Annotated in this window: 21 protein-coding genes and 2 pseudogenes; 14 read left to right on the top strand and 9 right to left on the bottom strand. The window is 65.1% G+C overall.

Annotated features, from left to right (window positions below; genetic code table 11):
• Positions 1-67: 67 nt before the first annotated feature.
• Entirely contained in the window at positions 68-490 is a 423-nt protein-coding gene (locus J4D28_RS28845; protein WP_028681568.1) for a hypothetical protein, read from the bottom strand.
• Positions 491-573: 83 nt separating this feature from the next.
• Here J4D28_RS28845 and J4D28_RS28840 point away from each other — a divergent pair.
• From J4D28_RS28840 to J4D28_RS28830, 3 genes and pseudogenes are all read left to right on the top strand, one after another.
• Positions 574-774, top strand: a pseudogene (locus tag J4D28_RS28840) (MerR family transcriptional regulator); the annotation flags it as partial.
• A 39-nt stretch (positions 775-813) separates the two neighbouring features.
• Complete coding sequence (locus J4D28_RS28835; RefSeq protein ID WP_009046821.1) at positions 814-1497, top strand: SDR family oxidoreductase; 684 nt, start codon at positions 814-816, stop codon at positions 1495-1497.
• A gap of 259 nt (positions 1498-1756) precedes the next feature.
• Positions 1757-3115: an 8-oxoguanine deaminase gene (locus J4D28_RS28830; protein ID WP_038630531.1), complete on the top strand. Its 1359-nt coding sequence runs from the start codon at positions 1757-1759 to the stop codon at positions 3113-3115.
• 103 nt (positions 3116-3218) lie between these two features.
• Here J4D28_RS28830 and J4D28_RS28825 read toward each other — a convergent pair.
• Positions 3219-4309 (bottom strand): annotated as a pseudogene (locus J4D28_RS28825) (calcium:proton antiporter).
• A 347-nt stretch (positions 4310-4656) separates the two neighbouring features.
• Here J4D28_RS28825 and J4D28_RS28820 point away from each other — a divergent pair.
• The 3 genes from J4D28_RS28820 (at position 4657) to J4D28_RS28810 (ending at position 8012) form a co-directional block, all read left to right on the top strand.
• On the top strand, positions 4657-5739 hold the full coding sequence (locus J4D28_RS28820) for a BMP family ABC transporter substrate-binding protein (RefSeq protein WP_038630529.1): 1083 nt from the start codon (positions 4657-4659) through the stop codon (positions 5737-5739).
• 140 nt (positions 5740-5879) lie between these two features.
• Positions 5880-6845 (top strand): 2-oxoglutarate and iron-dependent oxygenase domain-containing protein, encoded by a 966-nt coding sequence (locus tag J4D28_RS28815; RefSeq protein ID WP_053268143.1) that lies wholly within the window; start codon positions 5880-5882, stop codon positions 6843-6845.
• Positions 6846-7058: 213 nt separating this feature from the next.
• Complete coding sequence (locus tag J4D28_RS28810) at positions 7059-8012, top strand: adenosine deaminase (RefSeq protein ID WP_007923280.1); 954 nt, start codon at positions 7059-7061, stop codon at positions 8010-8012.
• Positions 8013-8127: 115 nt separating this feature from the next.
• Here the strand turns inward: J4D28_RS28810 and J4D28_RS28805 are convergent, their stop codons facing one another.
• Positions 8128-9504 carry an MFS transporter gene (locus J4D28_RS28805; protein WP_038630527.1) on the bottom strand — a complete coding sequence of 459 codons (1377 nt, stop codon included), beginning with the start codon at positions 9502-9504 and terminating at the stop codon, positions 8128-8130.
• A 109-nt stretch (positions 9505-9613) separates the two neighbouring features.
• A complete protein-coding gene (locus J4D28_RS28800) occupies positions 9614-10543 on the bottom strand; it encodes a LysR family transcriptional regulator (RefSeq protein WP_103331822.1) in 930 nt (309 codons plus the stop codon).
• Positions 10544-10675: 132 nt separating this feature from the next.
• On the opposite strand from J4D28_RS28800, the gene J4D28_RS28795 reads away from it, so the two are divergent.
• The 3 genes from J4D28_RS28795 (at position 10676) to J4D28_RS28785 (ending at position 12342) form a co-directional block, all read left to right on the top strand.
• A complete protein-coding gene (locus J4D28_RS28795; RefSeq protein WP_009046814.1) occupies positions 10676-10969 on the top strand; it encodes a putative quinol monooxygenase in 294 nt (97 codons plus the stop codon).
• Positions 10970-11001: 32 nt separating this feature from the next.
• Positions 11002-12015: a zinc-binding alcohol dehydrogenase family protein gene (locus J4D28_RS28790; RefSeq protein ID WP_016703802.1), complete on the top strand. Its 1014-nt coding sequence runs from the start codon at positions 11002-11004 to the stop codon at positions 12013-12015.
• Between the two features lie 147 nt (positions 12016-12162).
• Complete coding sequence (locus J4D28_RS28785; protein ID WP_038582330.1) at positions 12163-12342, top strand: hypothetical protein; 180 nt, start codon at positions 12163-12165, stop codon at positions 12340-12342.
• Here J4D28_RS28785 and J4D28_RS28780 read toward each other — a convergent pair whose 3' ends face one another.
• Together J4D28_RS28780 and J4D28_RS28775 are read right to left on the bottom strand one after the other, a co-directional pair.
• Positions 12343-13539, bottom strand: a complete 1197-nt coding sequence (locus tag J4D28_RS28780; protein WP_016703800.1) for a multidrug effflux MFS transporter — start codon at positions 13537-13539, stop codon at positions 12343-12345. It abuts the gene before it with no gap.
• A 107-nt stretch (positions 13540-13646) separates the two neighbouring features.
• Entirely contained in the window at positions 13647-13844 is a 198-nt protein-coding gene (locus J4D28_RS28775) for a heavy-metal-associated domain-containing protein (protein ID WP_007923288.1), read from the bottom strand.
• Positions 13845-13992: 148 nt separating this feature from the next.
• Here J4D28_RS28775 and J4D28_RS28770 point away from each other — a divergent pair, with 148 nt between their 5' ends.
• The 3 genes from J4D28_RS28770 (at position 13993) to cueR (ending at position 17334) form a co-directional block, all read left to right on the top strand.
• Positions 13993-14376: a hypothetical protein gene (locus tag J4D28_RS28770; RefSeq protein WP_009046810.1), complete on the top strand. Its 384-nt coding sequence runs from the start codon at positions 13993-13995 to the stop codon at positions 14374-14376.
• 163 nt (positions 14377-14539) lie between these two features.
• Complete coding sequence (locus J4D28_RS28765; RefSeq protein WP_103331819.1) at positions 14540-16936, top strand: heavy metal translocating P-type ATPase; 2397 nt, start codon at positions 14540-14542, stop codon at positions 16934-16936.
• On the top strand, positions 16933-17334 hold the full coding sequence (gene cueR / locus J4D28_RS28760) for a Cu(I)-responsive transcriptional regulator (protein ID WP_016703798.1): 402 nt from the start codon (positions 16933-16935) through the stop codon (positions 17332-17334). The genes J4D28_RS28765 and cueR overlap by 4 nt, the downstream gene beginning before the upstream one ends.
• A 172-nt stretch (positions 17335-17506) precedes the next feature.
• Here the strand turns inward: cueR and J4D28_RS28755 are convergent, their stop codons facing one another.
• Together J4D28_RS28755 and J4D28_RS28750 are read right to left on the bottom strand one after the other, a co-directional pair.
• A complete protein-coding gene (locus J4D28_RS28755) occupies positions 17507-18403 on the bottom strand; it encodes a PA4780 family RIO1-like protein kinase (RefSeq protein ID WP_009046807.1) in 897 nt (298 codons plus the stop codon).
• 236 nt (positions 18404-18639) lie between these two features.
• Entirely contained in the window at positions 18640-19917 is a 1278-nt protein-coding gene (locus tag J4D28_RS28750; protein WP_103331820.1) for an acetyl-CoA C-acetyltransferase, read from the bottom strand.
• A 273-nt stretch (positions 19918-20190) separates the two neighbouring features.
• Between J4D28_RS28750 and J4D28_RS28745 the strand changes: the two genes are divergently transcribed.
• Positions 20191-21543 carry a 3-oxoacyl-ACP reductase gene (locus J4D28_RS28745; RefSeq protein ID WP_103331821.1) on the top strand — a complete coding sequence of 451 codons (1353 nt, stop codon included), beginning with the start codon at positions 20191-20193 and terminating at the stop codon, positions 21541-21543.
• Between the two features lie 2 nt (positions 21544-21545).
• Positions 21546-22400: a MaoC family dehydratase gene (locus J4D28_RS28740; protein ID WP_009046804.1), complete on the top strand. Its 855-nt coding sequence runs from the start codon at positions 21546-21548 to the stop codon at positions 22398-22400.
• Positions 22401-22407: 7 nt separating this feature from the next.
• Here J4D28_RS28740 and J4D28_RS28735 read toward each other — a convergent pair whose 3' ends face one another.
• Complete coding sequence (locus J4D28_RS28735) at positions 22408-22857, bottom strand: DMT family transporter (RefSeq protein ID WP_016703794.1); 450 nt, start codon at positions 22855-22857, stop codon at positions 22408-22410.
• Between the last annotated feature and the right edge of the window lie 132 nt (positions 22858-22989).

Raw genomic sequence — 22989 nt, 5'->3', positions numbered from 1 at the left:
TTCGCTGCGACGCCCTCGCCGAGCTGCCGGCTCCTGCCCCCGCGGGATCCGGCCGTCCGACCATGCTTCAGGCCGGGCCAGGAATCGCCCGCTGCTCCCCGCGAACCGGCCACAACTGCGCCACCGCCCAGGCCAGTTCGAAAAACAGGATCACGCCGATCAAGGCCGTGCCACCGTGGGCCAGGGCGTAGATCTGCCAAGTGGAGAACAGCAGCCGGCCGGCGGCGTCGTAGCGTCCGAAGGCCAGCTGCGGATCGCGGATGCGCAGCACCGACCACACGCAGACGATCGAGCCCATCAGGTTGACCATCAGCAGATGCATGGGCGCGAACGGCGGCAGGTCGCCGGGCAGGTTGAAGGCCTGGCTCCACTGCTGCATCAGCCCGTGCAGGGCGAGAAAGCTCCAGGGGGTGACAAAGGCAGCGGTGACGATCAGGTCGTACCAACCGCTGGCCCGCACCAATTGACGGTATTGCGCTGTGCTCCACATAAAGGATCGCTCCGGATATTCAAGGAGCACGCAGGCTAAAGCCTGGAGTATGCTCCAGGGTCAAGCCCTTCCGAGACTCCTGCATGCACATCGGTGAACGTGCCCAGGCCTGCGCCGTCAGCCGCGATACCCTGCGCTTCTACGAGCAGCGCGGATTGATCGCGGCGCAACGCACCGCCAACGGCTATCGTGATTACCCCAGCGACAGGGTGCAGCTGGCGCTCTACATCAAGACCGCGCAACGCCTGGGCTTCAGCCTCGGCGCGATCGGCAGCGGCGTTGCCCCTTAAATCCATGATCTTCACTCATCAAGGAATCCCTGCATGTCTACGCCAAAAACCGCACTGATCATCGGCGCCTCCAGAGGCCTGGGCCTGGGCCTGGTGCAACGCCTGCTGGACGCTGGCTGGCAGGTCACCGCCACCGTGCGCAATCCGCAAAAAGCCGAGGCGCTCAAGGCCCTGGGTCCGGTCCGCATCGAACAGCTGGACATGGACGACCAGCAGGCGGTGATCGCCCTGAACCAGAAGCTCAAAGGCGAAGTGTTCGACCTGCTGTTCGTCAACGCCGGGGTCAAGGGGCCGGACGACCAGACGCCGGGCAAGGCGACCCTGGCGGAAGTCGGCCAGCTGTTCTTCACCAACGCCGTGGCGCCGATCAACCTGGCCCAGCGTTTCGCCCCGCAGATCCGCCCGGACAGCGGCGTGCTGGCGTTCATGAGTTCGGTGCTGGGCAGCGTGACCATGCCCGACGCGCCGGAGCTGGCGCTGTACAAGGCCAGCAAGGCGGCGCTGAATTCCATGACCAACAGCTTCGTGACCCAGCTCGAGCAGAAGCTCACCGTGCTGTCGCTGCACCCGGGTTGGGTGAAGACCGATATGGGCGGCGAAGGCGCCGACATCGACGTCGAGACCAGCACCCGCGGCCTGATCGAGCAGATCAATGCCTATACCGGCAAGGGCGGGCACCATTTCGTCAACTACAAGGGCGAGACCATTCCCTGGTAAGCCTGCACCTGTAGCCGCTGCCGACATCGCAGCGCCCACTTCGTGGTCGAGCGCAACCTTCGGTAGCGGCTACAGGACGTTATCGCGGGCCAGCCTCGCGCCTACAGTGACCGCCTGTAAGAGCGAGGCTTGCCCGCGATAGACCGCGCAGCGGTCTCCCCGTAAACTGCGCACCTCGCCCCCGTGGCGACCCTGGATCAGCAGACAGGGCAACACTGAGCTGGCTAACCTGAACCCACTTTCAGAGGAGCCGGCCACCATGCCTGCGACCCGTACCTGGTTAAAAAATCCCCTCGCCATTTTCACTGGCAATGCCCTCGACGCCCGTGGCGGCCTGGTGCTGCAAGACGGCCTGATCGTCGAAGTGCTCGGCGCCGGGCAGCAACCCGCCCAGCCCTGTGGACAGGTCTTCGATGCCCGCGAGCACGTGCTGCTGCCGGGGCTGATCAACACCCATCACCACTTCTATCAGACCCTGACCCGCGCCTGGGCGCCGGTGGTCAACCAGCCGCTGTTTCCCTGGCTGAAAACCCTGTACCCGGTCTGGGCCCGGCTGACCCCGGAGAAACTCGCCCTGGCCAGTAAAGTGGCGTTGGCCGAACTGCTGCTGTCAGGCTGCACCACCGCCGCCGACCACCACTACCTGTTCCCCGAGGGCCTGGAAAACGCCATCGACGTGCAGGTGGCCAGCGTGCGCGAACTGGGCATGCGCGCCATGCTCACCCGCGGTTCCATGAGCCTCGGCGAAGCGGATGGCGGCCTGCCGCCGCAACAGACCGTGCAGCAGGGCGAGGTGATTCTCGCCGACAGCCAGCGGCTGATCGCCGAGTACCACCAACGCGGCGCCGGCGCGCAGATCCAGATCGCCCTGGCGCCCTGCTCGCCGTTCTCGGTGACCCCAGAGATCATGGCGGCCAGCGCCGAGCTGGCGGAAAAACTCGACGTGCGCCTGCACACCCACCTGGCGGAAACCCTCGACGAGGAAGACTTCTGCCTGCAACGTTTCGGCCTGCGCACCGTGGACTACCTGGACAGCGTCGGCTGGCTCGGCCCGCGGACCTGGCTGGCCCACGGCATCCATTTCAACCCGGATGAAATCGCCCGCCTTGGCGCGGCCGGGACCGGCATCTGTCACTGCCCGAGTTCCAACATGCGCCTGGCCTCGGGCATCTGCCCGACCCTGGAACTGACCGACGCTGGCGCGCCCGTCGGCCTGGGTGTGGATGGCTCGGCCTCGAACGACGCCTCGAACATGATTCTCGAAACCCGCCAGGCCCTGTACCTGCAGCGCCTGCGCTACGGCGCCGAGAAGATCACCCCGGAGTTGGTGCTGGGCTGGGCCACCCGGGGTTCGGCACGGTTGCTGGGGCGCGACGATATCGGCGAGCTGGCCGTGGGCAAACAGGCCGACCTGGCGCTGTTCAAGCTCGATGAGCTGCGCTTCTCCGGCAGCCATGATCCGTTGTCGGCGTTGCTGCTGTGCGGCGCGGACCGGGCGGACCGGGTGATGGTCGGCGGCCAGTGGCGGGTGATCGATGGGCAGGTCGAGGGGTTGGATGTGCGGGGCCTGATTGCCGATCACCGGCAGGCGGCGCGGGAGTTGATCGGCGGCGCCTGATCCGGTGTTATCGCGAGCAAGCTCGCTCCTACAGGGAACCGGTTCCGATCATTTCCAGAATGAATCACGCCGGATGTAGGAGCGAGCTTGCTCGCGATGCTCTTCAAAGACCCAGTAACGACAACATGATAAAGGTCGCGAACAGCACGAAGTGGGTCATGCCTTCGATGGCATTGGTCTCACCGTCGTTGAGGTTGATCGCGCTGACGATCAGGGTGATGAAGATCATCACCGTCTGCACCGGGGTCATCGCCATCTGGAACGGTTGGCCGGTGTAGAGCGCCATGGCCTCCATCACCGGCACCGTCAGGATCACCGTCGACAACGACGCGCCCAACGCAATATTGACCACCGACTGCATGCGATTGGCTAACGCCGCGCGCAGGGCCGTAAGGATCTCCGGCGCCGCGGAAATCGCCGCCACCAGGATCGCAGTGATCACCGGCGGCGCGCCCGTGCCTTCCAGCCCCAGGTCGAGGTCTTGGACATCACCTCCGCCAACGCGCCGATCAGCACCACGCCGAACACCAGGGTGGCGATGGAAAACGCCAGACTGACAGGTGCTGGCTGATCTTCCGTCGGTTCTTTCTTGCGGCGTTTTTCCGGGTAGCTGTAGCTGAAAAAGTAGCTGTGGGCACCGACCTGCATGCGCAGGAACAGGGTGTACAACAGCACCATCGCGCCAATGGTAAAGGCCGAGTAGAGCTTCCATTTCGCTTCGGGGATGAACTCCGGCACCACCATCGACACGCCCATGGCGGTGAGGATCATCACGCTGTAGGAGCGCGCCGAGTCGTCATTGTAGGCCTGCTCGCCATGCTTGATCCCACCCATCAGCGCGGCCAGGCCGAGGATGCCATTGATGTCGAGCATCACCGCCGAATAGATGGTGTCGCGCACCAGGGTCGGCGAGGCCTCGTTGCTCATCATGATCGCCAGGATCACCACCTCCACCAGGACCGCGGCGAGGGTCAGGATCATGGTGCCGTAGGGGTCGCCGACCTTCTCCGCCAGCAGCTCGGCGTGATGGGCGACGCGCATCGAGGCGGCGACGATAAAACCGATCAGCACCAGCCCGGAGATCAGCGCCACGCCCTGGCCGCTGTTGAGCAGCGCATGCTCCAACGGATAGGCAACCAGCGCCGCGAGCAGCGCCAGCAACAGAAAACTTTCTTGCTTGAGTGAAGTGAACATTGCAGTCCTTTGACCGGATAAATCGAGCAGTAGAGATGAGCTAAAGACTGCATGGAGTCACTAACGTTTCGTTACACCTTCGTGCACCAGGGGTTGGCATGGAGTGGGCATGGCGCACCGGGTTGGCTCTTGGGCGGCCTTGAGATTGATCGCGGGCAAGCCTCGCTCCTACAGGATTTACGCCATGCCGGATCCCGTGATCGCCGCGATTCTGCAGGAGCGAGGCTTGCCCGCGAAGGCTTCACCCTGCCCCCGAAATTTTGTTGTCCTGTTGGTCAGCTATTTGCATTGAGCCATTCAAGCCTTAGAGCCCAGCCTCGCCCCACAACAAAATGGAGTCCGGATTCATGCATAAACGTCCGTTGCAAAAATTGCTGTGCGCCCTCACCGCGGCCATCGGCCTGAGCGTCTCGCTGGGCGCCAGCGCCGCCGACCCGTTGAAGGTCGGCTTTGTCTATATCGGCCCGATCGGCGACCACGGCTGGACCTATCAGCATGAACAGGGACGCAAGGCGCTGGTGGAGAAGTTCGGCGACCGGATCAAGACCAACTACGTGGAGAACGTCGCCGAAGGCGCCGACGCCGAGCGGGTGATCCGCAACATGGCCAAGGACCAGTACGACCTGATCTTCACCACCTCCTTCGGCTACATGAACCCGACCCTGAAAGTCGCCAAGCAATTCCCCAAAACCACCTTCGAACACGCCACCGGCTACAAGCAGGACAAGAACCTCGGCACCTACCTGGCCCGCACCTATGAAGGTCGCTACGTCGGCGGTTTTCTCGCGGCGAAGATGACCAAGAGCAAGAAAGTCGGCTACATCGCCTCCTTCCCGATCCCGGAAGTGATCCGCGACATCAACGCCATCCAACTGGCCCTGAACAAATACAACCCGGGCACCGAGATCAAGGTGGTGTGGGTCAACTCCTGGTTCGACCCGGGCAAGGAAGCCGACGCCGCCAACGCCCTGATCGACCAGGGCGCCGACGTGATCTTCCAGCACACCGACAGCCCGGCGCCGATCCAGGCCGCCGAACGCCGTGGCGTGTATGCCGTGGGCTACGCCTCGGACATGGCCCACTTCGGGCCCAAAGCGGTGCTGACCTCCATCGTCAACAACTGGGGCCCGCACTACATCCAGGCCACCCAGGGCGTGCTCGACCACAGCTGGAAATCCCAGGACTACTGGGGCGGCCTGAAGGAAGGCACGGTCGAACTGCCGATCAGCGACCTGGTGCCGGCCGACGTCAAGCGTGAAGCCGAGCAGATCATCGCCGACATCAAGAGCGGCGCCTTCCACCCGTTCACCGGGCCGATCAAGGATCAGGCCGGCGTGGAAAAACTCGCCGCCGGGGTCAGCGCCAGCAATGCCGAGCTCGCGTCGATGAACTATTACGTGGAAGGCATGAAGGCCGACATTCCGAAATGACTCATCGAATCCTGTAGCCGCAGCCGCAGTTGCACCAAGGTCCGAAGGACCTTGGATCGATCTCCAGAGCACGCCCCTTCGGGGTCGATCGCAGCCTGCGGCAGCGGCTACAGGGCAGTGGCTACCTTGAGAGCATTTATATGAACCAGCTTCCAATCATCGACATCAGCCCGCTCTACGGCGACGACGCCCACGGCTGGAACAGCGTCGCCCAACAGATCGACCGCGCCTGCCGCGAGTGGGGCTTCTTCTATATCAAGGGCCACCCGATCAGCGCCGCGCGCATCGGCCAGTTGCTCGACGCCGCCCGGCAGTTCTTCGCCCTGCCGGCCGCCGAGAAACTCAAGATCGATATCACCCAGACCCGCCACCATCGCGGCTACGGTGCGATCGCCACCGAGCAGCTGGACCCGGACAAGCCCAGCGACCTCAAGGAAACCTTCGACATGGGCCTGCACCTGCCGGCCGACCATCCCGAGGTACTCGCGGAAAAACCGCTGCGCGGCAGCAACCGGCACCCGGATATCGCCGGCTGGGAAACGTTGATGGAGCAGCACTACCTGGACATGCAGGCCCTGGCCCAGACCCTGCTGCGGGCCATGACCCTGGCCCTGGGCATCGAGCGCGACTTTTTCGACCGCCGCTTCAAGGAGCCGGTCAGCGTCCTGCGCCTGATCCATTACCCGCCGCGGCACACCGCCAGCAGCGGCGAGCAGCAAGGCGCCGGCGCCCACACCGACTACGGCTGCATCACCCTGCTCTACCAGGACAGCGCCGGTGGCCTGCAGGTGCGCAACGTCCAGGGCCAGTGGATCGACGCCCCGCCCATCGAGGGCACCTTCGTGGTCAACCTCGGCGACATGATGGCGCGCTGGAGCAACGACCGTTACCTCTCGACGCCGCACCGGGTGATCAGCCCGCTGGGGGTGGACCGCTACTCGATGCCATTCTTCGCCGAGCCCCATCCGGATACGCGCATCGAATGCCTGCCCGGCTGCCAGGATGCCGGGCATCCGCCGAAGTACCCGGTCACCACCTGCGCCGAGTTCCTCTTGTCGCGGTTCGCCGATACCTATGCCTATCGCCGGGAACTGCAAGCGTCCTGATCGGCCGGTTGGTCAGGTTTTGCCGAATCGTCCGCGTGCGCCTGTAGAATGCCTGCCCTTATGGGCGCGATGGGAACCTGACGCGCCCGCGCAGCCCTGGGGAAATCCGGGGCCAGCGCCTGTCATCGCACCTTGCGGTCGGCTTTTCGCCGCAGGATGATGGAGCGCAACACGTTCACGCAGCGCTCGACTGCACCTGATGAGATCACACCCATGTACGACTGGCTGAACGCCTTGCCCAAGGCCGAACTGCACCTGCACCTCGAAGGTTCCCTGGAGCCCGAGCTGCTGTTCGCCCTGGCCGAACGCAACAAGATCGCCCTGCCCTGGAGCGATGTGGAAACCCTGCGCAAGGCTTATGCCTTCAACAACCTGCAAGAGTTCCTCGACCTGTACTACCAGGGCGCGGACGTACTGCGCACCTCCCAGGATTTCTACGACCTGACCTGGGCCTACCTGCTGCGCTGCAAAGAGCAGAACGTCATCCACACCGAACCCTTCTTCGATCCGCAGACCCACACCGATCGCGGCATCCCCTTCGAAGTGGTGCTCAACGGCATCGCCAGCGCGCTCAAGGATGGCGAGCAGCAACTGGGCATCACCAGCGGCCTGATCCTGAGCTTCCTGCGCCACCTGAGCGAAGACGAAGCGCAGAAAACCCTCGACCAGGCGCTGCCGTTCCGCGAAGCCTTTGTCGCGGTCGGCCTGGACAGTTCGGAAATGGGTCACCCGCCGAGCAAGTTCCAGCGGGTGTTCGATCGTGCCCGCAGCGAAGGTTTCCTCACCGTCGCCCACGCCGGTGAAGAAGGCCCGCCCGAGTACATCTGGGAAGCCCTCGACCTGCTGAAGATCCAGCGCATCGACCACGGCGTGCGCGCCTTCGAGGACGAGCGACTGATGCAGCGCATCATCGACGAGCAGATCCCGCTGACCGTCTGCCCACTGTCGAACACCAAGCTCTGCGTGTTCGATCACATGTCGCAGCACAACATCCTCGAGATGCTCGAGCGTGGGGTAAAGGTCACCGTGAACTCCGATGACCCGGCCTACTTCGGCGGCTACGTCACCGAGAACTTCCACGCCCTGTACACCCACCTGGGCATGACCCAGGATCAGGCCAAGCGCCTGGCGCAGAACAGCCTGGATGCGCGCTTGGTCAAGCCGTAACCGCGATACACCTGTAGCCGCTGCCGAAGGCTGCGATCGACCGGAACGGTCGCGGTGATCTCAACGACGCCGGAGGTCCTGCGGACCTATCGCAGCCTGCGGCAGCGGCTACAGATCAGGCGCCGACTTCGCTCAACTCTTCCAGCGTCTTGCCCCGGGTCTCCATCCCGAACAGCCAGACCACCGCCGCGGCGACCGCGAAACACAGCGCGCCCAGGGCGAACACCCCACCCTGCCCGGTCATCGGGAACACCACGCCGGTCACCAAAGGCCCGAGCAGCGAACCGATGCGCCCCACCGCCGAGGCGAACCCGGAACCGGTAGCCCGCGCCGAGGTGGGATACAACTCGGGCGTATAGGTGTAGAGCACCGCCCACATACCGAACAGGAAGAACTGCATCAACAGGCCGGAGCTGATCAGCAGCGCCACGTTGCCGCCGAATACCGCGCTCTGCCCGTAGAAAAACGCCATGACCCCACCGCCCAGCAGGGTGATCACGCACACCGGCTTGCGCCCCCAGCGCTCCACCAGCCAGGCGGCCATAAGGAAGCCGGGAATCCCGCCGAGGGAAATCAGTACCGTGTAATACACCGACTGGGTCACGGCGAACCCCGACTGCTGCAACAAGGCGCTGAGCCACGAGGTCAGGCCATAAAAACCCAGCAGGGCAAAGAACCACACGCTCCAGATCATCATCGTGCGCTGGCGATAGAGCGGCGACCAGATCTCGCGCAAGGCTGAGAAGAAATGCCCCGGCACACTTTCCACCCGCGGCAGGCGCACCGGCTCGGGCAGGTCCGCGCGCTGCAACGAGGCGCGGACCTTATCCTCGATCCGTCGCAGCACTTGGTCGGCATCGGCGTGCCGCCCGGCCTGCTCCAGCCAGCGCGGCGACTCGGGAATGAAGAAACGGATCGCCAGCACGAACACCGCCGGGATCGCCAGGACCAGGAAGATATCGCGCCAGCCGATCAGCGGCAGCAGGAAGTACGAGAGCACGCCCGCCGCGACAAAACCCAGCGGCCAGAAGCCGTCCATCAAGGCGATGTAGCGCCCGCGCCGCTTGGCCGGGATCATCTCCGACAGCATCGACTGGGCGATGGGAAACTCCATGCCCATGCCAATCCCCAGCAGCACCCGGAACAGGGTCAGGCTGTCCACCGTCTGCGCCGTGGAGCACAGGTAGCTGGCGATGCCCCAGAGCACGATGCTCCACTGGAACACCGGCTTGCGCCCGAAGCGGTCGGCGAGCATGCCCGACAGCGATGCGCCGACCACCATGCCGAAGAAACTCGCACTGGCCAGCAGGCCGGCCTGGGCCGTGCTCAGGCCGAACTCGGCTTTGATCGAGCCGAGCAGGAAGGTCATCATCGCCAGGTCCATGGAGTCGAAGAAAAACGCCAGGGCGATGATGATGAAAATGACTCGGTGATAACCGCTGATGGGCAAGCGTTCCAGACGCTCCGCCGCACTGTATCCCTGACTTGCCATGCCCCGTCCCCCCGATTGAATGGTCTGCAATCGAGTGTGCAAGATCGACGCCGCCGCTCAGTGCTGGATGCGACCTGCCCGCACCCCGCAACGACGCCGCCGGCCAGGGTCAGTGATCGGCGTGGGCTGGCCTGGGGTAATGCGCGGAAACTTCAGCGCAGCGCGCCTGCAACATGTCCCGCAGCAGGTTCACCGGTTTGCTCAACTGCGCCCGATGGGCGCACAACAGGTTCAGCGGTGCCCGTTCGCAGCGCAGCTCCGGCATCAGCACCTTGAGCCGCCCGGCCAGCACATCGGCCGCCACGTCGAGCCAGGACTTGTAGGCGATGCCCCGCCCCGCCACCGCCCACAGGCGCACCACATCGGCATCGTCGCTGAAACGATCGCCACTGACCGTCAGGCCGACCTCGCGCTTGCCGTCATGGAAACTCCAGTGGTCGTGCACCCGGCTGCCGAGCATGTAGAGCAGGCAATTGTGCTGGGCCAGTTGCTCCAGCTGGCGCGGCTCGCCGTGGCGGGCCAGGTACTCGGGGGCGGCCACCAGCACCCGGCGGTTCTGCGGCGCGACCGGCAGGGCCACCAGGCTGGAGTCTTCCGGCTCGCCGTAACGCAGGGCGATGTCCACCGGCTGGCGAAACAGGTCGGCAATGCGGTCGCCCAGCAGCAGGCGCACCGCGAGTTTGGGGTGCTCCTGCTGGAACTGGTCGAGCCAGGGCAGCAACAGGTTGCGGCCGAAGTCCGAGGGCGCGGACAGCTGGAGAACGCCGCTGACCTGATCCTGCCCGCTGGCCAGCAGGCGCCGCCCTTCCTCCAGGTTGCTCAGGGCGGCGCGGGCGTATTCGAGAAACCCTTCGCCCTCGGCGGTCAGACGCAGGCTGCGGGTCGAACGCGCCAGCAGCCGGGCGCCGAGTTGCTGCTCGATGCGCTTGAGGGCGGCGCTGGCCACCGCCGCCGACAGGTCCATGACCCGCGCCGCGGCAGACAGGCTGCCGAGGTCGGCGGCGCGCACGAACAATTGCAGGTCATCGAATCGCAGCATCTGGCTCACCGGGCATTATCAAAAAAATATTGAAAGAGACTGCTGTTTTAGCCGGTTTTATCTTCCGGGGAAATGGCCAATGATCTGCGCACTCTCACACCAGCCCGTCATACCGCCCTGAAGGACGCCACCATGTCGCAAGCCTTTACCGCCATCGCCACCCTTGTCGCGAAGAGCGGCCAGCAGGCCCTGCTCCAACGCGAACTCACCGCCCTGGTGCAACCGAGCCGTGAAGAAGCCGGCTGCCAGTACTACAACCTGCACCAGGACGCCGAAGACCCAGGCACCTTTTATGTACTGGAGCGCTGGGACGATGAGGCGGCCCTGGAGTTTCACAACGCCACGGCGCACTTCCAGCACTTTCTCAGCCAGACCCGCGAGGCGATCGAGCACTTCGAGCTCAAGCGCCTGCTGCTGATCCTCTGACCCGACCTTTATCTTCATCAGGAAAACTCACCATGAAAGCCATCGCCTACTACGCCTCCCTGCCGATCAACGATCCTTTGTCCCTGCAAGACATCGAACTGCCGGAACCGGTTGCCGGCCCGCGCGACCTGCTGGTGGAAGTCAAAGCCATCTCGGTCAACCCGGTGGACACCAAGGTCCGCCAGAACGTCCAGCCTGAAGGCGGCGCCGCCAAGGTGCTGGGCTGGGACGTGGCCGGGGTGGTCAAGGCGGTGGGCAGCGACGTCAGCCTGTTCAAGGCCGGCGACAAGGTGTTCTACGCCGGCTCGATCGCCCGTGCCGGCGGCAACAGCGAACTGCATGTGGTGGACGAGCGCATCGTCGGCCATATGCCCAAGAGCCTGGGTTTCGCCGAAGCCGCCGCCCTGCCGCTGACCGCGATCACCGCCTGGGAACTGCTGTTCGAGCGCCTGCAGATCGCCGAAGGCCAGGCCGATCGGCAGCAGAGCCTGTTGATCGTCGGCGCGGCCGGCGGTGTGGGTTCGATCCTCACCCAACTGGCCAGCCAGCTCACCGCTCTCAAGGTCATTGGCACTGCCTCACGCGCTGAAACCCAGGGCTGGGTGCGCGAGCTGGGCGCCGATCTGGTGATCGACCACAGCCAGCCGCTGAGCCAGGAACTGAAGAAGGCCGGCCAGGCCAGCGTCACCCATGTCGCCAGCCTGACCCAGACCGACGCGCACCTGGACGAACTGGTCGAGGCGCTCGCGCCCCAGGGCCGGCTGGCGCTGATCGACGATCCGAAAACCCTCGACGTGACCAAGCTCAAGCGCAAGAGCCTGTCGCTGCACTGGGAGTTCATGTACACCCGTTCGCTGTTCGAGACCGCGGACATGCAGGAGCAGCACAAGCTGCTCAATCGCGTCGCCGAGCTGATCGACGCCGGTACCTTGAAGACCACCCTCGGCGAGCACTTCGGCACCATCAACGCGGCCAACCTGCGGCGCGCTCATGCCTTGCTGGAAAGCGGCAAGGCCAAGGGCAAGATCGTGCTGGAAGGGTTCTGAAGCAGGGAGCGGACGGCAGTCCTGCCGGCTCCGGAAAGGGGCAGGACGCCGTCAGTCCGAGAGTTGATCCTTGTCATACTTGTGACCGTATTCAGGTCTACACTGGGGGCCCTTGCAGTGCAAATCTTTTACCCGAGGAGGTCAGCAATGAAGATCCTGATAAAAGAATTGGCAAAATCCAAAGGCTCCCAATGGCAGGTTCAACTCGACCAGCATGCGGTGACCTTCCGCAGCGAGGCCGAAGCCCGAGCCTTCGCCAATACCCTGGAAACGCGTCTGCAAGCTCCCCATCGATTCCCCGAAAGCCAACAGCGCGCCGCCGGCTGATTACAGCTGGGCGGCTTGCAGCGCCCTGGCGTTCTGCAATTTCCGGGTGACCATCGCCAGCGTCACCACCAGAATCCCACACAGGCTGATGACCGTCGCCATCGGCACGGCGCTGCCGTCGTGCAGCACACCCACCAGCGCCGCGGCGCCGGCCGCCACACTGAACTGCAGGCAGCCGAGCATCGCCGAGGCACTGCCGGCCCGTGCGCCCTGACCGTTCATGGCGCAGGCCGAAGCATTGGGAAGGATGCAACCCAGGCTGGCGATGCAAATGAACAGCGGCAGCAGCAGCGGCCAGAGTTGTGCCGGGTGCAACGAGCTGACGGCAAGCAGCGCCAGGCCCCCCAACAGGTAGATCCACACCGTGCGCGCCAGCAGGAACGCCGGACCGCGCTTGGCCAGCAACCGCGCATTGATCTGCGCCACCAGGATGAAACCGCCGGCGTTGATCCCGAAGAACCAGCCGAAGTGCTCGGCCGGCACACCGTAGAGCTTGATGAAGACGAAAGGCGAACCGGCGATGTAGGCGAACATCCCGGCGATGGCGATGCCCCCGGTCAGGGCATGGCCGAGAAACACCCGGTCAGCCAGCAGCCGGCCGTATTGGCGCAAGGCGCCGGACAAGGGCTGGCGCGGCACATGGGCCGGCAGGCTTTCCGGCAAGCCCAGGGCTACCGCCAGGCCGGCCAGGGCGCTGAACAGGGTCAGCATGATGAAGATCGACTGCCAGCCGTAGAGATTCACCAGCAGGCCGCCGAGCATCGGCGCGAGGATCGGCGCCAGGCCCATGACCAGCATCAGCTGGGAAAACACCTTGGCCGAACCCACCGCGTCGCACTTGTCGCTGACCACCGCCCGGGAAATCACCATGCCAGCGCAGCCGCCCAGTGCCTGGACGAAGCGCGCACCGATCAGCCATTCCAGGTTCGGCGCGTAGGCGCAGGCCAGGGACGCCAGGGTGAACAGCCCCACCCCGGCCAGCAACGGGATGCGCCGGCCAAAGCGGTCGGCCACGGGACCGTAGGCCAGCTGGCCGATGGACAGGCCGAGGAAGTAGGCCGCCAGGGTCAGCTGGACGTGTTTTTCATCGGTGCCAAAGGCCAGCGCCATCGCCGGGAACGCCGGTAGATAGAAGTCGATGGCCAGAGGACCGAAGGCGCTCAGGGCGCCGAGAATCAGGATTGTGCGAAGGTTCATCAGGCATCCAGGTGCGGGTCGGTCGGCAGCCCGACAGTTTATCCGCGCTTGGAGGCCTTGAACATTCCGATAGGTCGCTAACTATTAAAAAGACCGGTTAAATCCGCTCAAGCCAGCTTGACCGCATAGCCTTCTTCGCTGATCAGGCTGATCACCTCGTCGGCGGACAAGCGGCTTTCCACACCCACTTCCCTGGCCCCGAGATCGACCTTGACGCTGGCCGCCGGATCCTTGCTCTGCACCGCCTGAGTGATGGCCCGGACGCAGTGACCGCAGGACATACCTTCGACATTGAACACTTGCATGACGCTTCTCCTGTTGTGAGGGTTATCGCCAGTCTTGGCCTTGCCACCATGGCAAGGTCAAGTTCCGGATACATCTGCCGGGCTGGCAATAGTCCACGCGCTCGGCCAAGCTTCACCCCTCAACGACACGACACTAGGAGATTCAGCCATGCGCTGGTCGGTTATCAGCCTGTTCAGCCTCCTCGGCCTGATCGCGGCCACCCCTTCGGTCAATGCCGCCGGCGAGGACTACGGCGTCCTGATCATTTCCCGGGAACGGCTGGAAGTCGCCACGTCCTGCGAAATCGGCCTGTACATCGAGGACCAGTTGGCGGGCCGGCTGTTCCAGGAACAAGCCACGTCCTTCAACCTGCCGCCGGGCAAAGTCTCGCTGCGTCTGAAACTGCTGCCGGGGCAGATGCCGGGCTGCAACCCGGGCATGCTCGCGCCAAGCTCCCAGGACATCAGCCTCAAGGCCGGCGACGTACTGAAGTTCCGCATCGCCATGAGCCCATCGGGCCTGCAGCTCCAGCGCACCGGCCTGGGATACTGAGGCCCCGGATCGTCGCCTGCGCCCTGTCCCTCCCCGGAACCGGCACAGGCGACGACCCTGGCGTTACCCCGAGACAGATTGAAGCACCCTGCACCATGGCGCTTGACCTTGCCAGCATGGCAAGGTTGATCCTGTAGACCACCGTTTACAGGGAGTGTCAGTGATGTCCGAATCAACCACTTTTGACCTGCCGATTGCCGGCATGACCTGCGCCAGCTGCGCCGGGCGTGTGGAGCGTGCCTTGAGCAAGGTCGCCGGCGCCATGGCTGTCAGCGTCAACCTCGCCACCGAACAGGCCCGCGTCCAGGCGCCCAGCGACAGCCTGCCGGCGCTGATGGCCGCGGTGCAGGATGCCGGCTACAGCGTGCCGGCCCACAGCCTGGAACTGAATATCGGCGGCATGACCTGCGCCTCCTGCGTCGGCCGCGTGGAACGCGCGCTGAGTAAGGTGGCCGGGGTCACCCGGGTCAGCGTCAACCTGGCCAACGAACGCGCGCGCATCGATCTGCTGGGTCAGGTCGATAGCGCCGACTTGATCGCCGCCGTCGACAAGGCCGGCTACTCCGCCACCCTATGGCAGGCCGAACACCCCGAGCGCGACGATCAGCAGCAACGCCTGCAGCGCGAACGCTGGTCCCTGGTGCTGGCGATCCTGCTGGCCCTGCCGCTGGTACTGCCCATGGTGGTGCAACCCTTTGGCCTGCACTGGATGCTGCCGGCCTGGGCGCAGTTCGTCCTGGCCACACCGGTGCAATTCATCTTCGGTGCGCGTTTTTATGTCGCCGCCTGGAAAGCCGTGCGCGCCGGTGCCGGCAACATGGATTTGCTGGTGGCCCTGGGCACCAGTGCCGGTTACGGCTTGAGCCTGTACCAATGGGCCATCACCCCCGCCGGCGGCATGCCGCACCTGTACTTCGAGGCCTCGGCCGTGGTGATCGCCCTGGTGCTGCTGGGCAAGTACCTGGAAAGCCGCGCCAAGCGCCAGACCGCCAGCGCCATCCGCGCCCTCGAAGCCTTGCGCCCGGAGCGGGCGATCCTGGTCGTCGATGGCCGTGAGCGGGACGTGGCGATCAGCGCCCTGCGCCTGAACGACCTGGTGCTGGTCAAGCCCGGCGAGCGCTTCCCGGTGGACGGCGAAGTGGTCGAAGGCCAGAGCCATGCCGACGAGGCCCTGATCAGCGGCGAAAGCCTGCCGGTGCCGAAACAGCCCGGCGACCCGGTCACCGGCGGCGCCATCAACGGTGAAGGCCGGCTGCTGGTGCGGACCCTGGCCCTCGGCGCGGAAACCGTGCTGGCGCGCATCATCCGCCTGGTGGAAGACGCCCAGGCCGGCAAGGCGCCGATCCAGAAGCTGGTGGACCGGGTCAGCCAGGTGTTCGTGCCGACGGTACTGGTGCTGGCCCTGGCAACGCTGATCGGCTGGTGGCTGTATGGCGCGCCGCTGGAAACCGCGCTGATCAATGCGGTCGCGGTGCTGGTCATCGCCTGTCCCTGCGCGCTGGGGCTGGCCACGCCGACCGCGATCATGGCCGGTACCGGCGTCGCCGCCCGCCACGGGATCCTGATCAAGGACGCCGAAGCCCTGGAGCGCGCCCATGAAGTCAGCACCGTGGTCTTCGACAAGACCGGCACCCTGACTTCCGGCACGCCACGCATCGCCCATCTGGATGCGGTCGATGGCAACGAAGACCACCTGCTGCAATTGGCTGGCGCCCTGCAACGCGGCAGCGAGCACCCGCTGGCCAAGGCCGTTCTCGACCTGTGCGCCGAACGCCAGTTGGCGGTGGCCGACGTCAGCGCCAGCCAGTCCCTGACCGGCCGCGGCATCGCCGGCACCCTGGACGGCCGCCAACTGGCCCTGGGCAACCGGCGCCTGCTGGAAGAAAGCGGCCTGCAGGCCGGCGACCTGGCGGCCTCGGCCCAGGCCTGGGAAACTGAAGGCCGCACCCTGTCCTGGCTGATCGAACAACAGCCGCAACCCCGCGTACTGGGCCTGTTCGCCTTTGGCGACACCCTCAAGCCCGGCGCCCTGCAAGCGGTGCAACAACTGGGTGCGCGCCATATCGGCAGCCACCTGCTGACCGGCGACAACCGCGGCAGCGCCAAGGTGGTCGCCGAGGCCCTGGGCATCACCAACGTGCACGCCGAAGTGCTGCCCGCCGACAAGGCCGCCACGGTCGCCGAACTGAAAAAGACCGGCGTGGTGGCGATGGTCGGCGACGGCATCAACGACGCCCCGGCCCTGGCCGCCGCCGATATCGGCATTGCCATGGGCGGCGGTACCGATGTGGCGATGCACGCGGCGGGGATCACCCTGATGCGCGGCGACCCGCGCCTGGTGCCGGCGGCCCTGGAGATCAGCCGCAAGACCTATGCGAAGATCCGCCAGAACCTGTTCTGGGCCTTCGTCTACAACCTGATCGGCATTCCGCTGGCGGCGTTCGGCCTGCTCAACCCGGTGCTGGCCGGGGCGGCCATGGCGTTGTCCAGCGTCAGCGTGGTGAGCAATGCGCTACTGTTGAAAACCTGGAAACCCAAAGACCTGGAGGACGCCCGATGAACATCGGCCAAGCAGCCCGCAAGAGCGGCCTGAGCGCCAAGATGATCCGCTACTACGAGTCTATCGGCCTGCTCAGGCCGGCCCATCGCAGCGACAGCGGCTACCGCCTGTACGGTGACGACGACCTGCACAGCCTGGCCTTTATCAAGCGCTCGCGGGACCTGGGCTTTTCCCTGGAGGAAGTGGGCAAGCTGCTGACCCTGTGGCAGGACCGCCAGCGCGCCAGCGCCGATGTCAAAGCCCTGGCCCGCCAGCACATCGACGAGCTCAACCGGAAAATCGCCGAGCTGGCCGGGCTGCGCGACACCCTGCAGGATCTGGTAAAGCACTGCCACGGCGACCATCGCCCGGATTGTCCGATTCTCAAGGACCTTGCTTCGGGCGGGTGCTGCGCGTGATGTAGCCGCTGCTGCAGGCTGTGATCGGTCTGGGCGGCATTCCGTACGAAGAGGACGTGCTCTTCGAGATCGCTGGAAGGCTCTTCGAGCCTTATCGCAGCCTGCGGCAGCGGTTACGTGATTCACGGGCACAAAAAAATCCGGCTTTGGCCGGATTTTTTGTACCCGTGAATCACTGCATCCAGGGCGGAGGCGGTGGTTCCTCGGACTTGGTCGGTGGTGCGTCGTCAGCCATGCGCATGGCCTGGCGCCGCTCCTCGTCCAGGCGCGCCGCCTCGATCTCCCGCAGCACACCGCCGACATCCGCCAGTTCTTCAGGATCGTCGAACTCGCCGGTCAGGACGCTGCCCGGGTGCAGGGTGCCGGCTTCGTACAGCGCCCACATCTCCTTGGCGTAACGGGTGCGCTTGAGCTCCGGGGCAAACCGCCCGAAGTAGGAGGCCATGTTGCCGACATCCCGCTCCAGCATGCTGAAGGCGTGGTTGTTGCCCGCCGCGTCCACCGCCTGGGGCAGGTCGATGATCACCGGGCCATCGGGAGTCAGCAGCACGTTGAACTCGGACAGGTCACCGTGCACCAGGCCGGTACACAGCATCAGCACGATCTGGGAGATCAGGAAGGCGTGATATTCGCGGGCCTGATCCGGCTCCAGCACCACGTCGTTCAGGCGTGGCGCGGCATCGCCGTATTCATCCGCCACCAACTCCATCAGCAGCACGCCTTCGAGGAAGTCGAACGGCTTGGGCACCCGCACGCCGGCATTGGCCAGGCGGAACAGCGCCGCCACTTCGGCGTTCTGCCAGGCGTCTTCGGCCTCCTTGCGCCCGAACTTGGACCCCTTGGCCATCGCGCGAGCCTGACGGCTGTTGCGCACCTTGCGGCCTTCCTGATACTCGGCCGCCTGACGAAAACTTCGTTTGTTCGCCTCCTTGTAAACCTTGGCGCAACGTAATTCGTTGCCGCAGCGCACCACATAAACAGCTGCTTCTTTACCACTCATGAGTGGGCGCAGCACCTCGTCGACCAGACCGTCCTCGATCAGGGGTTCAATGCGTTTTGGAGTCTTCATCAGCTTTTATCAGGGGTCCTTTATTACCAAACACGCGAATGTCACTCGTTATACGGCAATCCTCGCACCACGGGGAGAGGTTACCGACCTGCGACAGTGCCAATGCACTCAATGTGCCAGGTCAACCCGTCATGCCGACACCCTCGACCGACCAGGATCATAGCCCACTGCTCGCCCTCTGCTCGTCGCGAGTGCTTCGCGCTCGATCGCGAGCAAGGGCTGCCCAACCCGGGCCCTCAGCGCTCGACAATCGCCGTCACGCCCTGGCCACCGGCGGCGCAGATCGAAATCAGGCCACGCCCCTTCCCCGCCACCTCCAGCAGCTTCGCCAGGTTGGCGACAATCCGCCCGCCGGTGGCGGCGAACGGATGCCCGGCCGCCAGCGAACTGCCTTTGACATTCAGCCGGCTGCGGTCGATGGAGCCCAAGGGCGCGTCCAGCCCCAGGCGGCTCTTGCAGTAGTGCGCATCCTCCCAGGCCTTGAGCGTGCACAGCACCTGCGCGGCGAAGGCTTCATGGATTTCGTAGTAGTCGAAGTCCTGCAGCGTCAGGCCGTTGCGCGCCAGCAAGCGCGGCACCGCGTAGACCGGAGCCATCAGCAGCCCTTCCGCGCCGTGGACGAAATCCACCGCCGCCGCTTCGCCGTCGCGCAAATAAGCCAGGATCGGCAAGCCACGTTCCTTCGCCCATTCCTCGCTGCCCAGCAGCACCAGGGACGCGCCATCGGTCAACGGCGTGGAGTTGCCCGCGGTCAGGGTGGCTTTGTCGCCGCGCTCGAACACCGGCTTCAACGACGCCAGCTTTTCCAGGGTCAGGTCCGGGCGCAGATTGTTGTCGCGGGTCAGGCCGAGGAAGGGGGTCATCAGATCGTCGTGCCAGCCCTCGGCATAGGCAGCGGCCATTTTCTGATGGCTCTCCAGCGCCAGTTGATCCTGCTCGTCGCGGGGGATGTTCCAGGTTTGCGCCATCAGCTCACAGTGCTGGCCCATGGACAAGCCGGTACGCGGCTCGCCGTTGCGCGGCAGCTCCGGCTTGAGATGCCGGGGGCGCAGTTGCAGGAAGGTCATGAGCTTGTCGCCCAGGGTCTTGCCGCGGTTGGCCTGCAGCAGGATCTTGCGCAGCCCTTCGTTGACCCCGATCGGTGCGTCCGAGGTGGTATCGACGCCGCCGGCGATACCGCAGTCGATCTGCCCCAGGGCGATCTTGTTGGCCACCAGCAACGCCGCTTCCAGGCCGGTGCCGCAGGCTTGCTGGATATCGTAGGCCGGGGTGGTCGGCGACAGCCGCGAGCCGAGTACGCATTCGCGGGTCAGGTTGAAATCCCGGGAATGCTTGAGCACCGCGCCGGCGGCCACCTCGCCCAGGCGCAGGCCGTGCAGGTTGTAGCGTTCGATCAGGCCTTCCAGGGCCGCGGTCAGCATGGCCTGGTTGCTCGCAGTGGCGTAAGGACCATTGGAACGGGCAAAGGGGATGCGGTTGCCGCCGATAATCGCAACACGACGCAGCTGAGTCATGGAAAGCTCCCTATTCTGTGAGTGGCACAACCGACAAGCGTAGGTTGTATATCGAACGACCGAAGGCCCTTCGTGGTCCACACCTTTGAACCCCAGCAATCAGGCTGTTTGAAACGTAGCGAGCGAAGGCAAGACAAGGCAAAAACAGGCGAGGAACGGCCGGGGTCGCGGACGACTTTAGGGGCCTAAATGAGCATTCCGAGCCTGTTTTTAACGCAGGATTGCGCGCGAAGCCCGCAGTAGTTTTCAGACAGCCTGAACGGAGAGTGTTCCATGTCAGATCGCTACATCGACTTCGCCAACTCGTCCATCGGCCACCGCCTGGTCGGGGCCCTTGGCCTGCCGTCGCCGGTGCGTCTGGAGCGCTGGCAGGCCGGCCGCATGCGTCCGGTCGAGGGGGCGCTGCTGATCGGCGGCGGCCCGCTCACCCAGCAGGTCGGCGTCATCGCCCCGCGGCTGACCGAGAGCATCTACAGCTACGGCACCGATCCGACCCTCGCCACGGCCTGGATTCCCGGCCACGGCCCCAGGCTCAAGGCCGTGGTATTCGACGCCAGCGATATCCTGCAGACCGACCAGCTCAAGCAGTTGCGCGAATTTTTCCAGCCGCTGATGAAGAACCTCGAGCCCAGCGCGCACCTGGTGATTCTCGGCCGCGCCCCGGAAACCCTCGGCGATCCGTTCGCCGCCAGCGCCCAGCGCGCCCTGGAGGGCTTCAGCCGTTCGCTGGCCAAGGAGCTGCGCAGCGGCGCCACCCTGCAATTGCTGTACGTCGGCGAGGGCGCCGAAAGCCAGCTGGAAGGCGCGCTGCGGTTCTTTCTCTCGCCGAAAAGCGCTTACATCTCCGGCCAGGCGATCCGCCTGACCCCCTGCGCGCCCCAGGTCCAGGACTGGACCCGGCCCCTGGCCGGCGCGCGGGCCCTGGTCACCGGCGCGGCGCGCGGCATTGGTGCGGCGATCGCCGAGACCCTGGCCCGGGATGGTGCCCAGGTGGTGCTGCTGGACGTGCCCGCCGCCAAGACCGATCTCGAAGCCCTGGCCGCGCGCCTGGGCGGCCACGCGATCACCCTGGATATCTGCGCCGAAGACGCCGCGACCCGGTTGGTGGAACAGTTGCCGGACGGCATCGATATCGTGGTGCATAACGCCGGCATCACCCGCGACAAGACCCTGGCCAACATGACCCCGGAGTTCTGGGACGCGGTGCTGGCGGTCAACCTCAACGCCCCGCAGGTGCTGACCCAGGCACTGCTGGACAGCGGCACCCTGCGCGACAACGGCCGGGTGATCCTGCTGGCGTCCATCAGCGGCATCGCCGGCAATCGCGGGCAGACCAACTATGCGGCGAGCAAGGCCGGGCTGATCGGCCTGGCCCAGGCCTGGGCTCCGCTGTTGCAGGAGCGCGGCATCAGCATCAATGCCGTGGCCCCGGGTTTTATCGAAACCCAGATGACCGCGCACATTCCGTTCGCCCTGCGCGAAGCCGGGCGGCGCATGAGTTCGCTGGGGCAAGGCGGGTTGCCGCAGGACGTTGCCGAAGCCGTGGCCTGGCTCGGCCAGCCGGGCACCGGCGCGGTCACCGGGCAAGCGCTGCGCGTCTGTGGGCAAAGCGTATTGGGAGCCTGAACATGAGCCTGCAATGGAATGAGCTGGATACCCCGCCGAACCTGCCCAAGCTGTACTGGAAGGCCGCGACCCGCCGCAGGATCACCGGCACCGAGCTGCCTGAATATGGCCTGCGCCACCCGGTGAGCGTGCAGCCGGCGAAGCTTGCGGCCTATCGCCAGGTCTGCGGTTTTACCGAGAACGGCCTGCTGCCGCCGACCTATCCCCATGTGCTGGCGTTCGCCCTGCAGATGCAACTACTGACCGCCAAGGACTTTCCCTTTCCGCTGCTGGGGTTGATCCACCTGGCCAACCGCATTCGTGTGCTGCGGCCCATGGGTGGGGTCGGCAACTTGAGCATCGGCGTGCGTGTGGACAACTTGCAGCCCCATGCCAAAGGCGCGGTGTTCGATCTGTTGACCAGCGTCGACGATGCACTCGGACCTCTATGGGAAGCGCAAAGCCGGATGCTCTGTCGGGGCGTGAAACTGTCGGGTGAAGCCGCGGCCGAAGAGCCGCCGAGCGAGGCCAGCCTCAGCGAGCTGACGCGCTGGCAAGCCCCCGCCGATATCGGCCGGCGTTACGCCCGGGTGTCCGGCGACTACAACCCGATTCACCTGAGCGCGGTGAGCGCCCGAATGTTCGGCTTCCCCCAGGCCATCGCCCACGGCCTGTGGAACAAGGCGCGGACTCTGGCGGCGTTGAGCGAGCATTTGCCGGCGGCCAATATCGAGATCGCCGTGGACTTCCGAAAGCCGGTGCGCCTGCCCAGCGAGGTGTGCCTGCTGGCAAGCGCCGCGGGTTCGAGCGGTGACTTGCGCCTGACCGGCGCGGGCGACCTGGAGCATATGAGCGGGCATTGGCAACCGTTGACCTGAGCCCGCCTCAACCGCGACGAATCAGGAACACCCCCGCCAGGATCAGCACCAGCCCGGCAATCTTGCCGAGGCTGATGGGCGCCTCGCGAAAACCCGCCCAGCCGAAATGGTCCAGCGCCAGGGCCATGCCCAACTGCCCGGCGAGCACCAGGGCCATGAACAGCATGGCGCCGATCCGCGGGCCGGCGAAGGCCGCGGTGGCAATGAAAAACGCCCCCAGCAGACCGCCGCACCAGTGCCACCAGGTCAGGCTTTTCAAGGCACTCAGGCCGGGCACTTCGCGCTGGGCCATGGCCAGGACCAGCAAGGCCACAGTACCGACAAAAAACGAGATCAGCGCCGCCGCCAGCACGCTGGAAACCTGCTTGGCCAATTGACCGTTGATTCCCGCTTGCAGGGGTAGGAAAGCACCGGCAATCACCGGCAGGCACAGCAGCCACCAGACAGGGGCAGGCATAAAGTTTCTCCAAATAAAATCCAGGCTGCGGATTATAAGGCAAGTTGACGCCAAATCCGTGACGGCGCCGACAGACAATTAATTGTATATATATAACTTTCGTTCTAGCCCCCTGAAATTTCGCAAATAAAA

It is taken from the genome of Pseudomonas sp. GW531-T4 (genome assembly GCF_017349615.1).
Lineage (GTDB): Bacteria > Pseudomonadota > Gammaproteobacteria > Pseudomonadales > Pseudomonadaceae > Aquipseudomonas > Aquipseudomonas chlororaphis_I.
Note: the sequence above shows the minus strand (reverse complement) of the source record. Positions and strands in the feature narration are given on the sequence as shown.

What these genes read in the sequence shown, in the direction of transcription:
- J4D28_RS28745 (WP_103331821.1), top strand. Translation starts at nt 20,191, where the DNA reads ATGTCAGATCGCTACATCGACTTCGCCAACTCGTCCATCGGCCACCGC.
- J4D28_RS28755 (WP_009046807.1), bottom strand. Translation starts at nt 18,403, where the DNA reads ATGAAGACTCCAAAACGCATTGAACCCCTGATCGAGGACGGTCTGGTC.
- J4D28_RS28765 (WP_103331819.1), top strand. Translation starts at nt 14,540, where the DNA reads ATGTCCGAATCAACCACTTTTGACCTGCCGATTGCCGGCATGACCTGC.
- J4D28_RS28775 (WP_007923288.1), bottom strand. Translation starts at nt 13,844, where the DNA reads ATGCAAGTGTTCAATGTCGAAGGTATGTCCTGCGGTCACTGCGTCCGG.
- J4D28_RS28750 (WP_103331820.1), bottom strand. Translation starts at nt 19,917, where the DNA reads ATGACTCAGCTGCGTCGTGTTGCGATTATCGGCGGCAACCGCATCCCC.
- J4D28_RS28780 (WP_016703800.1), bottom strand. Translation starts at nt 13,539, where the DNA reads ATGAACCTTCGCACAATCCTGATTCTCGGCGCCCTGAGCGCCTTCGGT.
- J4D28_RS28790 (WP_016703802.1), top strand. Translation starts at nt 11,002, where the DNA reads ATGAAAGCCATCGCCTACTACGCCTCCCTGCCGATCAACGATCCTTTG.
- J4D28_RS28820 (WP_038630529.1), top strand. Translation starts at nt 4,657, where the DNA reads ATGCATAAACGTCCGTTGCAAAAATTGCTGTGCGCCCTCACCGCGGCC.
- J4D28_RS28835 (WP_009046821.1), top strand. Translation starts at nt 814, where the DNA reads ATGTCTACGCCAAAAACCGCACTGATCATCGGCGCCTCCAGAGGCCTG.
- J4D28_RS28830 (WP_038630531.1), top strand. Translation starts at nt 1,757, where the DNA reads ATGCCTGCGACCCGTACCTGGTTAAAAAATCCCCTCGCCATTTTCACT.
- J4D28_RS28795 (WP_009046814.1), top strand. Translation starts at nt 10,676, where the DNA reads ATGTCGCAAGCCTTTACCGCCATCGCCACCCTTGTCGCGAAGAGCGGC.
- J4D28_RS28810 (WP_007923280.1), top strand. Translation starts at nt 7,059, where the DNA reads ATGTACGACTGGCTGAACGCCTTGCCCAAGGCCGAACTGCACCTGCAC.
- J4D28_RS28845 (WP_028681568.1), bottom strand. Translation starts at nt 490, where the DNA reads ATGTGGAGCACAGCGCAATACCGTCAATTGGTGCGGGCCAGCGGTTGG.
- cueR (WP_016703798.1), top strand. Translation starts at nt 16,933, where the DNA reads ATGAACATCGGCCAAGCAGCCCGCAAGAGCGGCCTGAGCGCCAAGATG.
- J4D28_RS28815 (WP_053268143.1), top strand. Translation starts at nt 5,880, where the DNA reads ATGAACCAGCTTCCAATCATCGACATCAGCCCGCTCTACGGCGACGAC.
- J4D28_RS28800 (WP_103331822.1), bottom strand. Translation starts at nt 10,543, where the DNA reads ATGCTGCGATTCGATGACCTGCAATTGTTCGTGCGCGCCGCCGACCTC.
- J4D28_RS28805 (WP_038630527.1), bottom strand. Translation starts at nt 9,504, where the DNA reads ATGGCAAGTCAGGGATACAGTGCGGCGGAGCGTCTGGAACGCTTGCCC.
- J4D28_RS28735 (WP_016703794.1), bottom strand. Translation starts at nt 22,857, where the DNA reads ATGCCTGCCCCTGTCTGGTGGCTGCTGTGCCTGCCGGTGATTGCCGGT.
- J4D28_RS28770 (WP_009046810.1), top strand. Translation starts at nt 13,993, where the DNA reads ATGCGCTGGTCGGTTATCAGCCTGTTCAGCCTCCTCGGCCTGATCGCG.
- J4D28_RS28740 (WP_009046804.1), top strand. Translation starts at nt 21,546, where the DNA reads ATGAGCCTGCAATGGAATGAGCTGGATACCCCGCCGAACCTGCCCAAG.
- J4D28_RS28785 (WP_038582330.1), top strand. Translation starts at nt 12,163, where the DNA reads ATGAAGATCCTGATAAAAGAATTGGCAAAATCCAAAGGCTCCCAATGG.